The 15929-nt window shown below is 69.3% G+C and carries 19 protein-coding genes; 12 read left to right on the top strand and 7 right to left on the bottom strand.

All coding sequences use genetic code 11. The annotated features are described in order from the left end of the window. From ccmE to WNB94_RS16730, 4 genes are read left to right on the top strand one after another with little or no spacing between them, the layout of a single operon-like run. Nucleotides 1-447: a cytochrome c maturation protein CcmE gene (gene ccmE, locus WNB94_RS16745; protein WP_341391516.1), complete on the top strand. Its 447-nt coding sequence runs from the start codon at nucleotides 1-3 to the stop codon at nucleotides 445-447. Continuing rightward, nucleotides 444-2402: a heme lyase CcmF/NrfE family subunit gene (locus tag WNB94_RS16740; RefSeq protein WP_341391515.1), complete on the top strand. Its 1959-nt coding sequence runs from the start codon at nucleotides 444-446 to the stop codon at nucleotides 2400-2402. Before ccmE ends, WNB94_RS16740 begins: the two co-directional genes overlap by 4 nt. Next, a complete protein-coding gene (locus tag WNB94_RS16735; protein WP_341391514.1) occupies nucleotides 2399-2935 on the top strand; it encodes a DsbE family thiol:disulfide interchange protein in 537 nt (178 codons plus the stop codon). Before WNB94_RS16740 ends, WNB94_RS16735 begins: the two co-directional genes overlap by 4 nt. Continuing rightward, nucleotides 2932-3885, top strand: coding sequence for a cytochrome c-type biogenesis protein CcmH (locus WNB94_RS16730; protein ID WP_341391513.1), 954 nt, complete (start codon nucleotides 2932-2934; stop codon nucleotides 3883-3885). The genes WNB94_RS16735 and WNB94_RS16730 overlap by 4 nt, the downstream gene beginning before the upstream one ends. On the opposite strand, the gene WNB94_RS16725 is transcribed toward WNB94_RS16730, so the two are convergent. Then, on the bottom strand, nucleotides 3858-4313 hold the full coding sequence (locus WNB94_RS16725) for an RrF2 family transcriptional regulator (protein ID WP_341391512.1): 456 nt from the start codon (nucleotides 4311-4313) through the stop codon (nucleotides 3858-3860). The genes WNB94_RS16730 and WNB94_RS16725 overlap by 28 nt on opposite strands. 205 nt (nucleotides 4314-4518) lie before the next feature. On the opposite strand from WNB94_RS16725, the gene WNB94_RS16720 reads away from it, so the two are divergent. From WNB94_RS16720 to WNB94_RS16695, 6 genes are read left to right on the top strand one after another with little or no spacing between them, the layout of a single operon-like run. Then, complete coding sequence (locus tag WNB94_RS16720) at nucleotides 4519-6537, top strand: FAD-dependent oxidoreductase (RefSeq protein WP_341391511.1); 2019 nt, start codon at nucleotides 4519-4521, stop codon at nucleotides 6535-6537. 10 nt (nucleotides 6538-6547) lie between these two features. Beyond that, entirely contained in the window at nucleotides 6548-8050 is a 1503-nt protein-coding gene (locus WNB94_RS16715; protein ID WP_341391510.1) for a cytochrome c3 family protein, read from the top strand. A gap of 43 nt (nucleotides 8051-8093) precedes the next feature. After that, entirely contained in the window at nucleotides 8094-8663 is a 570-nt protein-coding gene (locus tag WNB94_RS16710) for a Tll0287-like domain-containing protein (protein WP_341391509.1), read from the top strand. A 1-nt stretch (nucleotide 8664) separates the two neighbouring features. Then, nucleotides 8665-9021: a c-type cytochrome gene (locus WNB94_RS16705; RefSeq protein ID WP_341391508.1), complete on the top strand. Its 357-nt coding sequence runs from the start codon at nucleotides 8665-8667 to the stop codon at nucleotides 9019-9021. Between the two features lie 35 nt (nucleotides 9022-9056). Next, nucleotides 9057-9467, top strand: coding sequence for a globin family protein (locus tag WNB94_RS16700; protein ID WP_341391507.1), 411 nt, complete (start codon nucleotides 9057-9059; stop codon nucleotides 9465-9467). A gap of 29 nt (nucleotides 9468-9496) precedes the next feature. Then, nucleotides 9497-10951: an EAL and HDOD domain-containing protein gene (locus WNB94_RS16695; RefSeq protein WP_341391506.1), complete on the top strand. Its 1455-nt coding sequence runs from the start codon at nucleotides 9497-9499 to the stop codon at nucleotides 10949-10951. 66 nt (nucleotides 10952-11017) lie between these two features. Here the strand turns inward: WNB94_RS16695 and WNB94_RS16690 are convergent, their stop codons facing one another. Genes WNB94_RS16690 through WNB94_RS16680 form a run of 3 tightly spaced genes read right to left on the bottom strand, consistent with a single transcriptional unit; the run spans nucleotide 11018 to nucleotide 12814 of the window. Continuing rightward, nucleotides 11018-11266, bottom strand: coding sequence for a hypothetical protein (locus tag WNB94_RS16690; RefSeq protein WP_341391505.1), 249 nt, complete (start codon nucleotides 11264-11266; stop codon nucleotides 11018-11020). 7 nt (nucleotides 11267-11273) lie between these two features. Then, nucleotides 11274-12191, bottom strand: coding sequence for a glutathione-dependent disulfide-bond oxidoreductase (gene yghU, locus WNB94_RS16685; protein WP_341391504.1), 918 nt, complete (start codon nucleotides 12189-12191; stop codon nucleotides 11274-11276). 44 nt (nucleotides 12192-12235) lie between these two features. Then, nucleotides 12236-12814 (bottom strand): NAD(P)H-dependent oxidoreductase, encoded by a 579-nt coding sequence (locus WNB94_RS16680; RefSeq protein WP_341391503.1) that lies wholly within the window; start codon nucleotides 12812-12814, stop codon nucleotides 12236-12238. A 100-nt stretch (nucleotides 12815-12914) separates the two neighbouring features. Between WNB94_RS16680 and WNB94_RS16675 the strand changes: the two genes are divergently transcribed. After that, on the top strand, nucleotides 12915-13541 hold the full coding sequence (locus WNB94_RS16675) for a TetR/AcrR family transcriptional regulator (protein ID WP_341391502.1): 627 nt from the start codon (nucleotides 12915-12917) through the stop codon (nucleotides 13539-13541). Here WNB94_RS16675 and WNB94_RS16670 read toward each other — a convergent pair. Then, a complete protein-coding gene (locus WNB94_RS16670) occupies nucleotides 13526-14314 on the bottom strand; it encodes a CHAP domain-containing protein (RefSeq protein WP_341391501.1) in 789 nt (262 codons plus the stop codon). The genes WNB94_RS16675 and WNB94_RS16670 overlap by 16 nt on opposite strands. Nucleotides 14315-14428: 114 nt before the next feature. Between WNB94_RS16670 and WNB94_RS16665 the strand changes: the two genes are divergently transcribed. Beyond that, a complete protein-coding gene (locus WNB94_RS16665) occupies nucleotides 14429-15388 on the top strand; it encodes a class I SAM-dependent methyltransferase (protein WP_341391548.1) in 960 nt (319 codons plus the stop codon). Here WNB94_RS16665 and WNB94_RS16660 read toward each other — a convergent pair. Further along, a complete protein-coding gene (locus WNB94_RS16660) occupies nucleotides 15375-15716 on the bottom strand; it encodes a zinc ribbon domain-containing protein YjdM (RefSeq protein ID WP_341391500.1) in 342 nt (113 codons plus the stop codon). The genes WNB94_RS16665 and WNB94_RS16660 overlap by 14 nt on opposite strands. Nucleotides 15717-15755: 39 nt before the next feature. Then, complete coding sequence (locus WNB94_RS16655) at nucleotides 15756-15929, bottom strand: hypothetical protein (protein ID WP_341391499.1); 174 nt, start codon at nucleotides 15927-15929, stop codon at nucleotides 15756-15758.

Below are 15929 nucleotides of genomic sequence, written 5' to 3'. Positions count from 1 at the left end.
ATGCGCGGCACCGTCTGGACACCCCGGCGCGCACGGCTCATGGTCGCTGTGCTGATCGTGCTGGCCGTCTGCGGCGCCGTGGCGCTGGTGCTCAACGCCTTTCAAAGCAACCTGGTGTTCTTCTTCACCCCCACCCAGGTTCGCCAGCACGAAGCGCCCCTGCACCGCACCTTCCGCCTGGGCGGCCTGGTGCAGGCCGGATCGGTGCAGCGCGACGGCCTGCAAGTTCGTTTTGCCATCACCGACATGGCCCACACCGTGCCGGTGCGCTACGAAGGCCTGTTGCCCGACCTGTTTCAAGAGGGCAAGGGCGTGGTGGTGCAAGGCCGGCTCGATGCGGCCGGGCGGCTCCATGCGCACGAGGTGCTGGCCAAGCACGACGAGAACTACATGCCCCCCGAAGCCGCCGAGGCCCTGGCGCGCGCCGCCCCGGAGGCGCGGCCATGACGCCCGAACTGGGACACCTCATGGCCATCGCCGCCCTGGCGCTGGCCCTGCTGCTGGGCACCGTGCCGATGTGGGGCGCGGCGCACCCCGCCACCGGCTGGACCCACCTGGCGCGCCCGCTGACCGTGCTGATGGCCGTGGCGGTGGCCCTGGCCTACGCCGCCCTGACCCACGCCTTCATCACCTGCGACTTTTCAGTGGCCTATGTGGCACAGCACGCCAACATCGCCTTGCCGCTGGCCTACCGGGTGGCCGCCGTGTGGGGTGGCCATGAAGGCTCGCTGCTGCTGTGGGTGCTGATGCTGGCCGGCTGGGCGGTGGCCGTGGCCGCCTTCAGTCGCCACCTGCCGCCTGCGCTGGTGGCGCGTGTGCTGGGGGTGATGGGCTGGATCACGGCGGGTTTTGTGCTGTTCATGTTGTTCACCTCCAACCCCTTTGAGCGCCAACTGCCGGCGCCACCGGACGGGCGCGACCTCAACCCCTTGCTGCAAGACCCGGGCATGGTGCTGCACCCGCCCATGCTGTACATGGGCTACGTGGGCTTTTCGGTGGCCTTTGCGTTCGCGGTGGCCGCCTTGCTGGACGGGCGGCTGGACGCGCAGTGGGCGCGCTGGAGCCGCCCCTGGACCACCACGGCCTGGGCCTGTCTGAGCATGGGCATCTTGCTGGGAAGCTGGTGGGCCTATGCCGAGCTGGGCTGGGGGGGCTGGTGGTTCTGGGACCCGGTCGAAAACGCCTCCTTCATGCCCTGGCTGGCCGGCACGGCGCTGATGCACTCGCTGGCCGTCACCGAAAAACGCAACGGCTTCAAGGCCTGGACGGTGCTGCTGGCCATCACCACCTTCTCGCTGTCGCTGCTGGGCACCTTCCTGGTCCGCTCGGGGGTGCTGTCGTCGGTGCATGCCTTCGCCACCGACCCCGAGCGCGGCCTGTTCATCCTCGTCTTTCTGATGCTGCTGACGGGCGTGGCTCTGGGCCTGTACGCCTGGCGTGCACCGCGCATGGGCGGCGGTGGCGACGTGGGCCTGTGGTCGCGCGAAGCCGCGCTCTTGCTCAACAACGTCTTGCTGATGGTGGCCATGGGCGCCGTGCTGCTGGGCACCGTGTACCCGCTGTGGCTGGACGCCATCGGCGCGGGCAAGATCTCGGTGGGCCCCCCCTACTTCGAGACGGTGCTGCTGCCGCTGCTGCTGGCCCTGGGCGCGGTGCTGGCCCTGGCGCCGGCCCTGCGCTGGAAGCAGGGCTGCGATCGGCCGGCCCTGCGCCAACGGGCGATCGCGCTGGTCGTGTCACTGGCCGTGGCCATCGCGGTGGGTGCACTGCAGGGCCACATTGCACTGCGGGGCACCCTGGGGCTGACCATGGCGTGCTGGATCGTGTTGAGCGTCGGGCTGGAGGCGTGGGCACAACGGCAAGCAATGAGGCGCGCCCAGGTGGGCATGTGGACCGCCCACCTGGGCGTGGCCCTGTTCGCCCTGGCGGTGAGCATGGTCAAGACCTACGAGCTCGAACGCGATGCCCCCCTGGCCCCTGGCGAGCATGTCGAGGTGGGCCCATGGCGCTTCACCCTGGTGGGCGTGCAGCCGGTGCAAGGCCCCAACTACAGCGCGGTGCAAGCCCGGCTGGAAGTGCGCCGCCTGGACGCCACCTTGCCGACCCCGCCCGTCGTGCTGCACCCCGAGCGGCGCACTTACCGGGTTCAGCGCACCCCGATGACCGAGGCCGCGATCGACCGACAGCTCGGGCGCGACCTGTACGCCTCGCTGGGCGAACCCCTGCCCGATGGGCGCTGGCTGATGCGTCTGCAGCACAAGCCGCTCATGGGCGGCTTGTGGCTGGGCGGGCTGCTGATGGCCCTGGGGGGGCTGCTGGCCGCCAGCGATCGGCGGTATCGGGGTCATCGGCGCGCCCACGGCGGCACGCCGCCACCAACGAGCACGGAGCCTGCCCCATGAGGCGCTTCACGCTGCCGCTGATCGTGCTGGCCTTGCTGGGCGGCCTGCTGAGCCTGAGCCTGCAGCGCCAGCCCAGGCTGCTGCCCTCGCCACTCATCGACCGCCCGCTGCCGGCCTTCAGCCTGCCCAGCCTGGCCCATGCAGGCCAGACGATCGACCACCACAGCCTGGCAGGCAGGGTGGTGGTGCTCAATGTGTGGGCCTCGTGGTGTGGCGCCTGCCGCGACGAGCACCCCGTGCTCATGGACCTGGCCCGACGCTACACCACGCCGGTGCTGGGCCTGAACTACAAGGACACGCCCGACGCCGCCCGCTCGTGGCTGGCGCGCCATGGCAATCCTTACGTGGATTCGGCCGTCGACGCCAGCGGGCGCGTGGGCATCGACCTGGGGGTCTATGGCGTGCCGGAAACCTTCGTCATCGACCGCGCGGGGCGGGTGCGCCTCAAGCACGTGGGCCCGCTGACCCCGCAGGTGGTGCGCGATCAGATCGAGCCCTTGCTCAAGACCCTGGAAGGCCAGCCCCCGGCATGAGCACACCCCACCCCACGCCGGCCCTCACCGCCACCCTGACCCCCGACCAGGAGGCCCGCATCCGGGCCCTGGCCACCGAGCTGCGCTGCCTGGTCTGCCAGAACCAGAGCATCGCCGACTCCCAGGCGCCACTGGCGCTGGACCTGCGCCAGCAGATCCACGAGCAGGTCCTGTCGGGCCACAGCGACGACGAGGTCCGGCAGTTCATGACCGCCCGCTATGGCGACTTCATCCTGTACCGCCCCCCGCTGGACGCACGCACCAGCGCGCTGTGGCTGGGCCCGGGGGTGCTGGCCGGTGCCGGCCTGCTGGGGCTGTGGGCGGTGCTGCGCCGCAGGGCGCGCCTGAGCAACGAGCGCATCGAGGTGCCGCCCCAAGCCCCGGCCAGTGAGACGGCGCCCGGCTGGCGCACGTGGGCGCTCATGCTGCTGTTCGTGGCGGGCCTGAGCGCGGTGCTCTACGGGCAGTTGGGGCGCACCGAAGCCTGGTCCATCGCCGCAGACGAGCCCGCGGCCCAGGCCCGCGACGCCGAGCACTGGGCCATGATGGGCCGCATGCAGGTGATGCATGGTCAGCACGCACGGGCGGTGGACTCCTTGCGGCGGGCCACCACGCTGGCGCCAACACGCACCGCCTGGCTGCTGGACCTGGCCGATGCCCTGGCCGTGACCCGCCAGCGCCGGCTGGACGGCGAACCCGCGCAACTGATCGCCCAGGCCCTGGCGCGCGAGCCCGACAACGTCAAGGCCCTGGCCTTGATGGGCCTGGTGCATTTTCAGCGCGGGGATTTTGGACCGGCCGTGCAGACCTGGGAGCGCGCCCTGGCCGTGGCCCCCCCCTCGGCGTCGGCCCACTGGGCCACCCAACTGGGCCCGGGCCTGCACGAAGCCCGACGCCGCCTGGCCCGCCAGCCTGCGCCTGATCAGCCCGCCTCGCGCTCGCGACGGTAATTGCGCTGCAGCTGCATCAGGATGGTGGTGGTGCGGCGGTGGTTGACCGTGCCCAGGGTGAGCTTGTCCAGCTCGGCATGAAAGGCCTGCATGGCGCGGTCCAGCGCACCCTGCAGCACGCAATGGCCGTCCAGGGGGCAGGCCGGCTCGGAGCAATCCACCGGAAAGTCCTCGTCTTCCAGCACCCGCACCACCTGGCCCAGGCCCACGTGCAGGGCCGATTCGGCCAGCCACAGCCCGCCACCTTGCCCACGCTGGGTGAGCACCCAGCCCAACTGGCCCAGCCGGTGCACCACCTTCACCATGTGAGAACGCGAGACGTTGAGCTGCTGGGCCAGCTCACCCACGGTGATGGGCTCGGCCCGGCTCTGGGTGGCCAGGTACATCAGCGAACGAAGGCCGATGTCGGTGAAGCGATTCAGTCGCATGGTGCAGGCTCGTGTCTGTGACCACGCATCTTAAGCAAGAAGCGCGCTGCACCGCCAAGGCCCCTGCACGTCACCCAAACATTCATCCTTGGTGCATGTTTTCACACATTCGGTGCCAAACATGCATCGCCAATGTCTATTTGACTTGATTTGAATGGCACGCGCTTTGCAGTCCAGTGCCCCATCCGCCCCGGACTGCCGCCCCATGACCTCCAGCGCCACCCTCAGCTTTCACCCCGCAGATCGGCAGGCCGCACCGGCCCGGCCCGATGCGCCGGTGGTGGTCGTGGGCACCGGGCCGGTGGGGGTGCGGTTCGTGCAGGGACTGCACGAGCGCGACCCTCACTGCCCCATCGTCGTTTATGGCCGCGAGCCGTGGGCGCCTTACAACCGCGTGCAGCTGTCGTCCTTCCTGCAGGGCTTGACCGATTGGTCATCGCTCACCGAGGGGCTGGCGCTGCCAGAAACAGCGCAGGTGGACACGCGGCTGCACCACGAAATCACCCACATCGACCTGGACGCCCGCGAGGTGCACGACCAGTTCGGGCGCGTACAGCCCTTCAGCACCCTGGTGCTGGCCCTGGGCTCACGGGCCCGGGTGCCCGACGTGCCTGGCGTGGGGCAGGCCCATGTGTTCGCTTTCCGGGACCTGTCTGACGCGCACGCCCTGATGGCCCGACAGGTCAGCAGCCGGCACACCGTCGTGCTGGGTGGTGGGCTGCTAGGCATCGAGGCCGCACGGGCCATGCAGCGCCTCAACACCCAGGTCACCATCATCGAGCAGGCGCCCCGCCTGATGGCCCGGCAGCTGGACACCTCGGCCGCGCAGGCGCTGCAAACACGGCTGGAGCAGTTGGGCATGCGGGTGATCACCGGCGTGGCCGTCAAGCGCCTGCGTGGCCAGGGGCAGGTCACCGGGGTGGAACTGCGCGATGGCACCGTGGTGGAGGCCGACACGGTGCTCATCGCCGCGGGCATCGTGCCCAACACCGCGCTGGCGCTGGACGCCGGCCTCTCGGTGGGGCGCGGCATCCGTGTGGACGACCGCATGCGCACCAGCCACCCCGACGTGCTGGCCATCGGCGAATGCGCCGAGCACCGCGGCGAAGTGCATGGCCTGGTGGCCCCGGGGCTGGAGCAGGCCGGCGTGGCCGTTCACACCGCGCTGGGAGGCGAGGCCCACTATGAAGGCACGGTCACGGCCACCCGGCTGAAGGTGGCCGGCGTGCCGGTGTGTTCGGTCGGCGTGCTGGACGCCGATCTGTTTGGCAAGCCCCTGCAGCTCATCCGCCGTGCAGACCCCCTCGCCGGCACGCACCTCACGGTGGCGCTGCATGAACACAAGATGGTGGGCCTGGCCGCCGTGGGCGAGGTGCCGCACCTTGGCCGCCTGCAAGAAGCGGTGCTGGCCCAGCGCTGGCTGTGGCCCTGGCAGGTGCGCCGGCTGCGGCGGCAAGGCCGCTTCTGGGCCGACGACGCCGAAGACAGCGTGCTGGCCTGGACAGCCGACACCATCGTCTGCCAGTGCAACCAGATCAGCCGTGGCCAGCTGGGTGAAGCCATGGCCCAGGGCTGCGACAGCGTGGAATCGCTGTCGACCTGCACCCGCGCAGGCACCGTGTGTGGCAGCTGCAAACCCTTGATGACCGAGCTGGTGGCCGGCAGCACCGGCCGGCCGGTGCAACTGCCCGCCCTGCCAGCCTGGCGCAGCCTGGCCACCGGCACGGTGCTGGCCGGGCTGCTGGCCCTGCTGTTGCTGCTGGTGCCCGGCATCGTCTACTGGGACACGGTGCAAGACGCCCCCCGTTGGCATCGCCTGTGGACCGACGGGTCACTCAAGCAATGGACCGGCTACAGCGTGCTGGCCCTCACGGCCGTGGGCCTGGTGATGAGCCTGCGCAAGCGGGCCGACCTGGCGCGGCGCTGGGGCTCGTTCGACGGCTGGCGGCTGATGCACACCCTGCTGGGGGCCGTCGCCCTGGCGGGCTTGATGGTGCACACCGGCGCCCGCCTGGGTGCGCGGGCCGACGCCGCCCTGATGCTGTGCTTTCTGGGCCTGGCCCTGCTGGGCGTGACGGCGGCGGCGGTCACCGCCTGGCAGCACCGCCTGTCGCCGGCCCTGGTGGGCCGCTGGCGCCGCGTGTCCACCTGGGGGCACATCCTCCTGTCGTGGCCCGTGCCCCTGCTGCTGGCCCTGCACATCCTGAAGTCGTACTGGTATTGAGCCCCCCGCCATGAGCACGCCCACCCCTTCCGACCCCGCCCGCCGACGCCACCGCCTGTGGTGGCTGTGGCTGGCCCTCATGGCCGGCCTGGGCGCTTACGCGGCCTGGGCCCTGAGCACGCACCAGCGCGCCGACGAGCCCCTGGCCATGCCCCTGCGGGTGGCGCTGCTGCCCGGGCAGACCACACACGCCCACCACCAGATCGAGATGGCCTGCGCCAGCTGCCACGGCGATGCCTTCGGGCAGGGGCCGGTGCTGCAAAACGCCTGCATCAACTGCCATGGCAAGGCCCTTGAAGAAGCCAACGACAAACACCCGGCACGCAAGTTCGAAGACCCCCGCAACGCCTTTCGACTCGACAAGATCGACGCCCTGCAGTGCATCACCTGCCACGCCGAGCACAAGCCGCAGATGACGCTGGCCATGGGCGTGACGCAACCCAAGGACTTCTGCTTTCACTGCCACGCCGGGCCTGAAGAGATGCCGCCCAGCCACAAGGACTTCGACTTCGAGGGCTGCACCGACTGCCACAACTACCACGACAACCGCGCCCTGTACGAAGACTTTCTGCTCAAGCACGCCAGCGACCCTGCCATCAAGGCCACGGCGGCCGTGCCCGGGCTGGACAACCTCGTCGAGGCCTTGCAAGGCCTGAGCAGCTACCCGGCAGAGCGTTTTCCGTTCGAACCGCTGAGCCCCACCCAGGCCGACGCCCCCACCGACTGGGCACAAGGCGCGCTGGCCAAGGCGCACGCTGGCGCACTGGACACCTCACACGCCCGTGCCGGCGTCAACTGCAGTGCCTGCCACCTGGCACCGCCCCCCGAAGGGCAGCTGGACGCCCAGGCCCTGGCCCGCTGGAGCGCCGACAGCCAGCACTGGATTCGCAAGCCCAGCATGCCGCAAGCCTGTGTGGCCTGCCACGCCGATGAGGTCAAGGGCTTCACCCAGGGGCTGCACGGCATGCGCCAGCTGGTGGGTCTGGACGCCATGCGGGTGGGCGATGCGCGCCTGCCCATGAAGGCCTCGGCCGGCCACCAGGCCCTCAGCTGCGTGAGCTGCCATGGCTCTCACGAGTTCAACACCGGCATCAAGGCATCGGTGGACGCCTGCATGACCTGCCACAACGACCAGCACACCCGATCGTTCAAAGACTCGCCTCACTTTGCCCTGATGCGCAAAGAGCTGGCCGGCGAGCTGCCCGCCGGCTCGGGCGTGACCTGCGCCACCTGCCACATGCCCCGCGAGCGCTTCGAAGGCGAGTTCAGCAGCCGCATCGGCGTGCAGCACAACCAGAGCGCCACCATGCGACCCTTCAGCAAGATGGCCCGCCCCGTGTGCATGAGCTGCCACGGCCTGGGCTTCAGCCTGGACGCGCTGTCCGACCCGGCCCTGGTGGCCCGCAACTTCACAGGCCAGCCCGCGGCCGTGCACAAGAGCATCCAGATGGCGGTGGACAAGGACATCGCCTTCCGCGAGCGACGCGCTGCGGAGCAGCCCAACGCCCCATGAGTTCTCTCCCCCCGTCCCTTCCCACCCTCACCAGGAGCTTGCCATGTCCCGTCGATTCCGCTTCATCCCCCACACGCTGATGGCCGCCACGGCCATGGCCTGCGCCACGCCGGCGCTGGCCCAGGGCATCACCCCGCAGATGATGACCGACGCGCTGCACGCCGTCATGTCGGCCGACCGCACGGTCTACACCAAGCTCATCGTCAACCGCCTGCAAAACGAAGAAAAGATCATCAAGGCCAGCGAGCACTGGAAGGACGACAAGGCCCTGGTGCTGCCCGCACAGATGTTCCGCTTCGGTGCTGAAGAAGTGGCCAAGACCAACAAGAGCTTCAGCTACTCGCTGCAGTCGCTGTGGCCCATCAACAAACAGAACGCACCCCGCACCCCCGCTGAAAAAGAAGGCCTGCAGTACGTGGCCGACAACCCCACCAAGGCCTACTACAAGGAAGAAGTGCTGGGCGGCAAGAAGTACTTCACCGCCGTGTACGCCGACCGCGCCGTGGCCCCGGCCTGCATCACCTGCCACAACGACCACAAGGACTCGCCGCGCAACGACTTCAAGATCGGCCAGACCATGGGTGGCGTCGTCATCCGTGTGCCGGTGCAATGACATGCGCCGCGCCCGCATCGCCGCCTGGCTGACCGCGCTCATGGCCCTGAGCGGTGCCGTCCACGCCGAAGAGTTTCCCGTCATCGCGGGGCTCGAAGCCCAGCGATCGGTGTGGATGGGCACCTGCGTGGGCTGCCACGGCGACGGCCTGGCCGGCGCCCCGCCCGTGCTGGACCGCCAGGCCTGGGCCCCCCGCCTGGCCAAGGGCCGCGACACCTTGCTGCGTCATGCGCTGAAAGGCTTTTTTGGCCCCGACGGCAGCATGATGCCGCCGCGCGGGGGCAACGACCAGCTCAGCGACGCCGAGGTCGCCATGGCACTCGACTACATGCTGGCCGTCGCAGGCGGCCAGCCCTGACCTTCACCCATCCCACCGCTCAAGGAGAGCACCCCATGACCCCCGAACAAGTTGCCCTGATCCAGACCTCCTGGCAAAAGGTTGTCCCCATCCGCGAGAAGGCCGCCGAGCTGTTTTACGGCAAGCTCTTCGAGCTGGACCCTGCGCTCAAGCCCCTGTTCAAGGGCGACATCAAAGAGCAGGGGCGCAAGCTGATGATGATGCTCAACACCGTCGTGACCAACCTGGAAAAGCTCGACAGCCTGGTGCCCGCCGTGCAGGACCTGGGCAAGCGGCACGTGGCCTACGGCGTGAAGGACGCGCACTACGGCACCGTCGGCGCGGCCTTGTTGTGGACCCTGGGGGCGGGCCTGGGTGATGCCTTCACAGCGGACACGGAGGCGGCCTGGACCGAGGCCTACACCGTGCTGTCGACCGTGATGAAGGATGCGGCCGCCACCGTGTGAGCCCAGCGGCAGGCGCCATCCGCCGGCAGATGTGCGAAGTACTGCCGCAATTGGCGCTCAAGCCGCTGCCGCGATTGAAGCAGGACACGCCCACGGCCGACTCCAGTGGCCAAGGGGCGGTGAACCGCACCCCACAAGGGAGTCGCGTGCTGAAGTTTCTGTTGTCGCTGCTGGGGGTGCTGCAACCCCACCGCAAGCTGCCGGTGGATGCCCGCGTGCGCGTGCCCGCCAGGGACAGCGCGCCCAGCAAACCTGCGCCCCGCCAGCCCGCGACCAGCGGCCCCGCACCCGGCCAGTTCGGCAGCACCTTGTTGCTGCGCGAAGAAATGCTGGACCACCGCGGTCGCCTGGCCGGTCACCGCGTGGGTGCGCCCACCTCGGGCCAGGGCCATGCCGGCCTGCTGCAGGCCTTGATGGCCAGCCAGGTGCAACGCCAGGCCGAGCGCCGCTGGGTGCTCATCGACCTGCAAGGCGGCTGGCCGCACCCGTGGCAAGACAGCGATTGGCGCGGCCTGGTGCAGCAGCACACCGTGGTGCAACTGGCGGCCGCTGACGCCCCGCACGCCCCGGCCCTGCGCCAACGGGGCGCCGGTGTGGCCCTGCGCTGGACGGGCGCCACCCCGGAGCCGTCGGTGCTCAGCCCCGCGCTCACCCACATCGTGCTGTCGCTGCGGCAAGACCCGCTGCAGCTGATCGAGCAGCGCCTGCAGCACCTGCGCCGCACCCAGCCCCACCTGCAGGTCCTTGTCGAAGACGTGGGCACCTGGGCAGAGCAGCGCCTGTGCGTGGCCCAGGGCGCCCACCTCGTCATGGGCCCGTTCCTCACCACGCTGGACGAACACGGGGCGCAGGAGCCCGTGTCCCCGGGCCGCCTGGTGTTGATGGACATGCTGCAGGCCGTGCGCCAGGGCGCCGACAACGCCGCGCTGGCCGAGCTGGCCAAACGTGATCCGGGCATCGCCGTGCAACTGCTGTCCATGGTCAACAGCCCGGCCTTTGGCCTGAGCCAGCCCCTGAGCAGCCTGGACCAGGCCATGACCGTGCTGGGGCGCGATGCGCTGTACCGCTGGTTGTCGGTGTCGCTGTTTGCCGGCGGGCGCGAACGCCCCCACGACCTGGCCCTGCTGGAGATGGCCCTCACGCGGGCGCGGTTCATGGAGCAGCTGGGGCGTGCGCACAGCAGCCCCGGCCAGCCTGGCCAGGCCGATGAGCTCTTTCTGGTGGGCTTGCTGTCGTTCGTGGACCGCCTGCTGGGCCTACCCCTGAACGACCTGCTGCAGCGCATGGCCGTGCCCCAGGCCGTGGCCGATGTGCTGCTGCACAGCCAGGGCCCTCACGCCCCGTGGATGCTGCTGGCGCTGGCCATGGAGCGCTGCGATGCCGACCGCCTGCTGCGCATCGCCCAGGCCCAGGGCCTGCCCCCGGGCGACTTTGCGCGCTGGCGCGACGAGGCCGTGCTGTGGGCGGCCGACGCCGTGCACTGAAACCCTGGTTCCACCGATCCCAATGGCTTGACAAGCCCGCCAGATCCTGTCGAAATCAAAGCGCTGTCAGCAGTCACAGACAGCCACCGGCGGTGGCGTGCGCCGCCTGTTTCGTGTGGGGGTGCGGCCATGCATCGTCATCTTGAACCACTGGAAGTGAGACTGCTGCTGGCCTTTCTGGCCGGTTTTGGCGTGGGCTGGCTGGGCCAGACCCTGCTCACCCCGCTGCCCCTGGTGGGGCCGCTGCTGGGCAGCGTGGTGGCGCTGAGCGCGCCCATGGTGCTGCCCCTGGCGCTGTGGTGGTGGTCCGGCCACGCGGGCCTCAAACAGCCGGCGTCTGCGGCGCCAGGCGATCCTGGGTCTTCGTCTCAAAATCGCTGGCCTCATGACGCTCATGAAGCTGACTGGACGGCTCACCCCAGACACGGTTGACCATGCGGCCTCGGCGCGCGGCCGGGCGCTGCGCGATCTCATCGGCCCAGCGCTGCACATGGGTGTACTCGTGCACCTGCAAGAACTCGCCGGCCTCGTACAACTGGCCCTTCACCAGGGCACCGTACCAGGGCCACACGGCCATGTCGGCGATGGTGTAGTCGTCGCCGATCAGGTAGCGGCGCTCGGCCAGCAGGCGGTTCAACACGTCCAGCTGGCGCTTGACCTCCATGGCGTAGCGGTCGATCGCGTATTCGATCTTGACCGGCGCGTAGGCATAAAAGTGCCCAAAGCCCCCGCCCAGAAACGGCGCGCTGCCCATCTGCCAGAACAACCACGACAGGCACTCGGCCCGCGCCGCTGGCGCGGTGGGCAAAAAGGCCCCGAACTTCTCGGCCAGGTGCATCAGGATGGCGCCCGACTCGAACACGCGGATCGGCTCGCCCCCCTGCGCCACGGGGCTGCGGTCCAGCAGCGCCGGGATCTTGCTGTTGGGGTTCACCGCCACAAAGCCGCTGCCAAACTGGGCGCCCGTGTTGATGGGGATGAGCCAGGCGTCGTACTCGGCCCCCGTGTGACCGGCGGCCAGCAGCTCTTCGAGCATCACCGTCACCTTCACGCCATTGGGCGTGCCCAGCGAGTACAGCTGCAAGGGGTGGCGCCCCACGGGCAACTCAGCCTCGTGCGTGGCCCCGGCGACGGGCCGGTTGATGTTGGCAAACTGGCCGCCGTTGCCCTGCTTCCAGGTCCAGACCTTGGGCGGGGTGTAGGCGGTGGCCTCAGGGGCATCGTGGGGGGCGTCAGGCATCAGGGGCTCCGGCTGAAAGCGATCCAGACCCCAGCTTAACAAGCTCAGGCGGCACGCCCCAGGGCCAGGGCTTTTTGCAGCCAGGCCTGGCGCCGCTCGGGCGTCGAGCCCTTGACCGAACCAAAACTGTGGATGCGCACCGGCGTGATGCCACTGAACTGCAAAATGGTCTTGCGCATCTGGTGGTGGCCGGGCATGCGGTTCACCAGCCGGAAGTACCACGGGGGCGAATCCATGGTCACCAGCAGCTCGGCGCTGCGGCCGGTCAGCAGGCGATCCCACAAGGGGCTGCCCTGGCGGTACTTGAAGGCAAAGCCCGGCAAAAACACCCGGTCGATGAAGCCCTTCACCAAGGCCGGCATGCCGCCCCACCACAGCGGGTACACCCACACCAGATGCTGGGCGGCGGTGATGGCCTCGCGGGCCGCCGCCAGATCGGGCTCCAGCGGCTGGCTGCCCTGGTAGCCGCCATGCAGGATGGGGTCGAAGCGCAGCTCGGCCAGGCGCAGCACCCGCACCTCGTGCCCGGCCGCGCGGGCGCCATCAATGTAGTGCTGGGCCAGGGCCCCGCACAGGCTGTCGACTCGGGGGTGGCCCAGCACCACCAGGATCTGTTTCGGCATGGATGGCCTCGATGACTTGACACTGTCTAGCAGCAATGGCGCCATGCTAAAGTTCAACACTAGACACTGTCAAGTGGCTGGCATGCCGCATGATGACGCCATGGCAACCTCCACCCGCGCCACCCCAGGCCGCGACCTGCGGCAAGAGATCCTGCACACGGCCCGCGCGCTGCTCAATGACGCGGGCGTCAGCGGCCTGAGCATGCGCGAGGTGGCGCGCCGCGCGGGCGTCACGCACCAGGCGCCCTACCACCACTTTGGCGACCGCGAATCCATCCTGGCCGAGCTGGTGGCCGAAGGCTTTCACGAGCTGGGGCGCGACCTGGCCCAGGCCAACACCCTGGCGGCGCACGACCTGCGCGGCGCCGTGATCGCCTCGGGGCGCGCCTACATCGACTTTGCGCTGCGCAACCCGGGTGTGTTTCGCGTGATGTTCAGGCCCGAAACCTGCGACCCCGCGCGCTTTCCGGCCGTGCAGGCCGCCGGGCAAGCCGCCCAGGCCACCCTGATCGAGCTGGTGTCGATGGTGCATGGCGCGCAGGCCAGCCCGGCCCTGTGCATGGTGTACTGGGCCCATGTGCACGGCATGGCCAGCCTGCTGCTGGACGGCTCACTGGGCCAGGAATGCCCCATGGGCCCCCTGCGCGACACCCTGCTCGACGAGGTGACCCAGACCTTCGCCACCCTGGTGATGGGCCCGCCCGCCAGCGCTCACACCCCGGCGTAATCGATGAAGCCCCGGTTGATGCTGCCCAGCTTGCGCTGAAGGCGGTACACACCACCGCCCTCGCGGGTTTGAGAGGCATCGGTGTTGCCCTCGATGGTGTGCACGTAGCCGCCTTCCACCCGCTCGACAAAGCCCGTGTGCCCCTTGCCGCCCCCAAAGTCCATGATGAAGACCATGCCCGGCTGCACCAGCGCCGGGTTGTCGGTGGCCTCGCGCACGCTGATGCGGCGCGCGCCCCGTGCGGGCGCCTTGTTCCAGTGGGCCAGGCAACCGGCCGTCTTCACCATGGGGTTGGGGCGCCCTGCGGCCAGCGCGGCCTCGTCAAAACACCAGTAGGTGAAGGCACAGCACCAGGCCAGGCCCACGGGCACCCCGGTGCGCTTGAGGTAAGCGTCCACCTCGGGGCCCCGGTTGCTGTTGCGCGGCACCTCCATCACGCCCACCTGCGAGGCCGCCTGGGCCAGCACGGCGGCGATGAACGGGTTCTTCACCACCTCGGCCTGGGGCACGCGCTCGGCCCCGAACAGGGCCGACCAGGTCAGCGAGCCCACCTCGCCATCGATCTTCAGCGGCAGGCCCTGGTCGTCCAGATGGCGGGCCTGGAACAGCTTGACCGCCCGCTTCATCGAGGGCCCGAAATGCGGGTTGTCGGGGTCGAGCTGCAAGGCCTCGTCACCGCGCAGCACCAGCGCCTTGTTCAGCGCCGTCTTCAATGCCTTGACAATGCGGGCGTCGCGTTCGCCTTGTTTGATGACCCGTCCGGGGTATTTCATGGATGTTCCTTTGATGACACTGCCGGCTCGCTGGCAGCCCGCCAGTCTCATGTGGCCACGGCGCGCTGCCCATCACTAAGTCTAGGGATTCAAGCTGTGCCCCACCTGCTTTTGCTGCAACCGTTGCTGGACGCCATCGGCGCCCTGCCCACCCTGCCCGCCGACGCCCAACGCTGCTTTCATGGCCGTGGCGGCACCCACCCCGGCTGCGACGCCTGGACGCTGGACTGGTACGCCCCCGTGTGGCTGCTCACCTGCTTTGCGCCCGTGAGCGACACCACCCTGGCCCAGGCCGAGGCGGTGCACCAGGCGCTGGCCGTGCGCTGGGCCACGCTGGCGCCCGGCCAGCCCTTGAACCTGGTGCTGCAACACCGCGACGAGGTGCGCGCCGCCACGCGCGTGCTGGCCGGCGCCGTGCCCGATCCGCACGTGGTGACGGAAGCCGGGGCGCGCTTTCGGGTGCACCTGATGCGCGGCTACAACCACGGGCTGTTTCTGGACATGGCCGAGGGCCGCCGCTGGGTGCGCAAGCATGTGGCCGAACACGTGACGCAGGCCCTGACACAGCGGCCCGGTGAGCGCTTCAAGGTGCTCAACCTGTTTGCCTACACCTGCGCGTTTTCAGTGGCCGCGCGCCAAGGCGGCGCCACACAGGTCGTCAACGTGGACATGGCTGCCGGTGCCCTGGGCATCGGCAAGGCCAACCACCAGCTCAACGGCCTGGGCACGGGCGCCAGCTTCTTGCCGCACGACATCTTCTCATCGTGGGGCAAGATCGGCCGCATGGGGCCGTACCAGCTCGTGATCGCCGACCCACCGTCATACCAAAAGGGCAGCTTCGTGGCCGAGAAAGACTACGCCCGCCTGGCGCGCCGACTGCCCGGCCTGCTGACGCCCGGGGGCCATGCCCTGCTGTGTCTGAACTCGCCCAAATACACCCCCGCCTTCATCCAGGACGTGGTGGCCGCCGAGGCCCCCGAGCTGCAATTCATGCAACGCCTGGCCAACCCGGCGGGCTTTCCGGATGCGCAGCCCGAGCGGGGGCTGAAGGTGCTGGTGTTCAGGCTTTCTTGATGAACTCCGACTTCAGCTGCATGGGGCCAAAGCCCTCGATCTTGCAGTCGATGTCGTGATCGCCGTCGATCAGGCGGATGTTCTTCACCTTGGTGCCCACCTTGATCACGGCCGACGAGCCCTTGATCTTCAGGTCTTTGACCAGGGTGACGGTGTCGCCATCGGCCAGCAGGTTGCCGTGCGCGTCCTTCCACACCTTGGCCACCGGCTCGGCCTCGGCCGCTGCGGCCGCTGGCCATTCATGGCCACATTCAGGGCAGACGAGGTTGGCGCCATCTTCGTAGGTGTAGACCGAGGCGCATTGGGGGCAGGGGGGCAGGGTGCTCATTGGCGGGATGATAACCCCGCCAACTGTGGGGGCATGGCCTCACTTGGGGCTTGGGTGGGCGTCTTCGCCACGCGCCATGCGCTCCCGGAAATGGCGCTCGGTCTTGAGCGCCGACACCTTTTCGGCAATATCAGCGTTCGTCCACCAGCCTGCAGCACCGCGAACGAAGCTCCGGGCCGTGGAGTTTCGTTGCGCACTGACGGGCGACACCAT

The sequence above is a fragment of the Aquabacterium sp. A3 genome (genome assembly GCF_038069945.1).
Classification (GTDB): domain Bacteria; phylum Pseudomonadota; class Gammaproteobacteria; order Burkholderiales; family Burkholderiaceae_C; genus Aquabacterium.
Note: the sequence above shows the minus strand (reverse complement) of the source record. Positions and strands in the feature narration are given on the sequence as shown.

Bases quoted from the DNA above. Each gene is read 5' to 3' on its own strand.
- WNB94_RS16725 (WP_341391512.1), bottom strand. From the start codon at position 4,313: ATGCGACTGAATCGCTTCACCGACATCGGCCTTCGTTCGCTGATGTAC.
- WNB94_RS16695 (WP_341391506.1), top strand. From the start codon at position 9,497: ATGTGCGAAGTACTGCCGCAATTGGCGCTCAAGCCGCTGCCGCGATTG.
- WNB94_RS16670 (WP_341391501.1), bottom strand. From the start codon at position 14,314: ATGAAATACCCCGGACGGGTCATCAAACAAGGCGAACGCGACGCCCGC.
- ccmE (WP_341391516.1), top strand. From the start codon at position 1: ATGCGCGGCACCGTCTGGACACCCCGGCGCGCACGGCTCATGGTCGCT.
- WNB94_RS16660 (WP_341391500.1), bottom strand. From the start codon at position 15,716: ATGAGCACCCTGCCCCCCTGCCCCCAATGCGCCTCGGTCTACACCTAC.
- WNB94_RS16730 (WP_341391513.1), top strand. From the start codon at position 2,932: ATGAGCACACCCCACCCCACGCCGGCCCTCACCGCCACCCTGACCCCC.
- WNB94_RS16680 (WP_341391503.1), bottom strand. From the start codon at position 12,814: ATGCCGAAACAGATCCTGGTGGTGCTGGGCCACCCCCGAGTCGACAGC.
- WNB94_RS16675 (WP_341391502.1), top strand. From the start codon at position 12,915: ATGGCAACCTCCACCCGCGCCACCCCAGGCCGCGACCTGCGGCAAGAG.
- yghU (WP_341391504.1), bottom strand. From the start codon at position 12,191: ATGCCTGACGCCCCCCACGATGCCCCTGAGGCCACCGCCTACACCCCG.
- WNB94_RS16735 (WP_341391514.1), top strand. From the start codon at position 2,399: ATGAGGCGCTTCACGCTGCCGCTGATCGTGCTGGCCTTGCTGGGCGGC.
- WNB94_RS16705 (WP_341391508.1), top strand. From the start codon at position 8,665: ATGCGCCGCGCCCGCATCGCCGCCTGGCTGACCGCGCTCATGGCCCTG.
- WNB94_RS16720 (WP_341391511.1), top strand. From the start codon at position 4,519: ATGACCTCCAGCGCCACCCTCAGCTTTCACCCCGCAGATCGGCAGGCC.
- WNB94_RS16715 (WP_341391510.1), top strand. From the start codon at position 6,548: ATGAGCACGCCCACCCCTTCCGACCCCGCCCGCCGACGCCACCGCCTG.
- WNB94_RS16700 (WP_341391507.1), top strand. From the start codon at position 9,057: ATGACCCCCGAACAAGTTGCCCTGATCCAGACCTCCTGGCAAAAGGTT.
- WNB94_RS16710 (WP_341391509.1), top strand. From the start codon at position 8,094: ATGTCCCGTCGATTCCGCTTCATCCCCCACACGCTGATGGCCGCCACG.
- WNB94_RS16740 (WP_341391515.1), top strand. From the start codon at position 444: ATGACGCCCGAACTGGGACACCTCATGGCCATCGCCGCCCTGGCGCTG.
- WNB94_RS16655 (WP_341391499.1), bottom strand. From the start codon at position 15,929: ATGGTGTCGCCCGTCAGTGCGCAACGAAACTCCACGGCCCGGAGCTTC.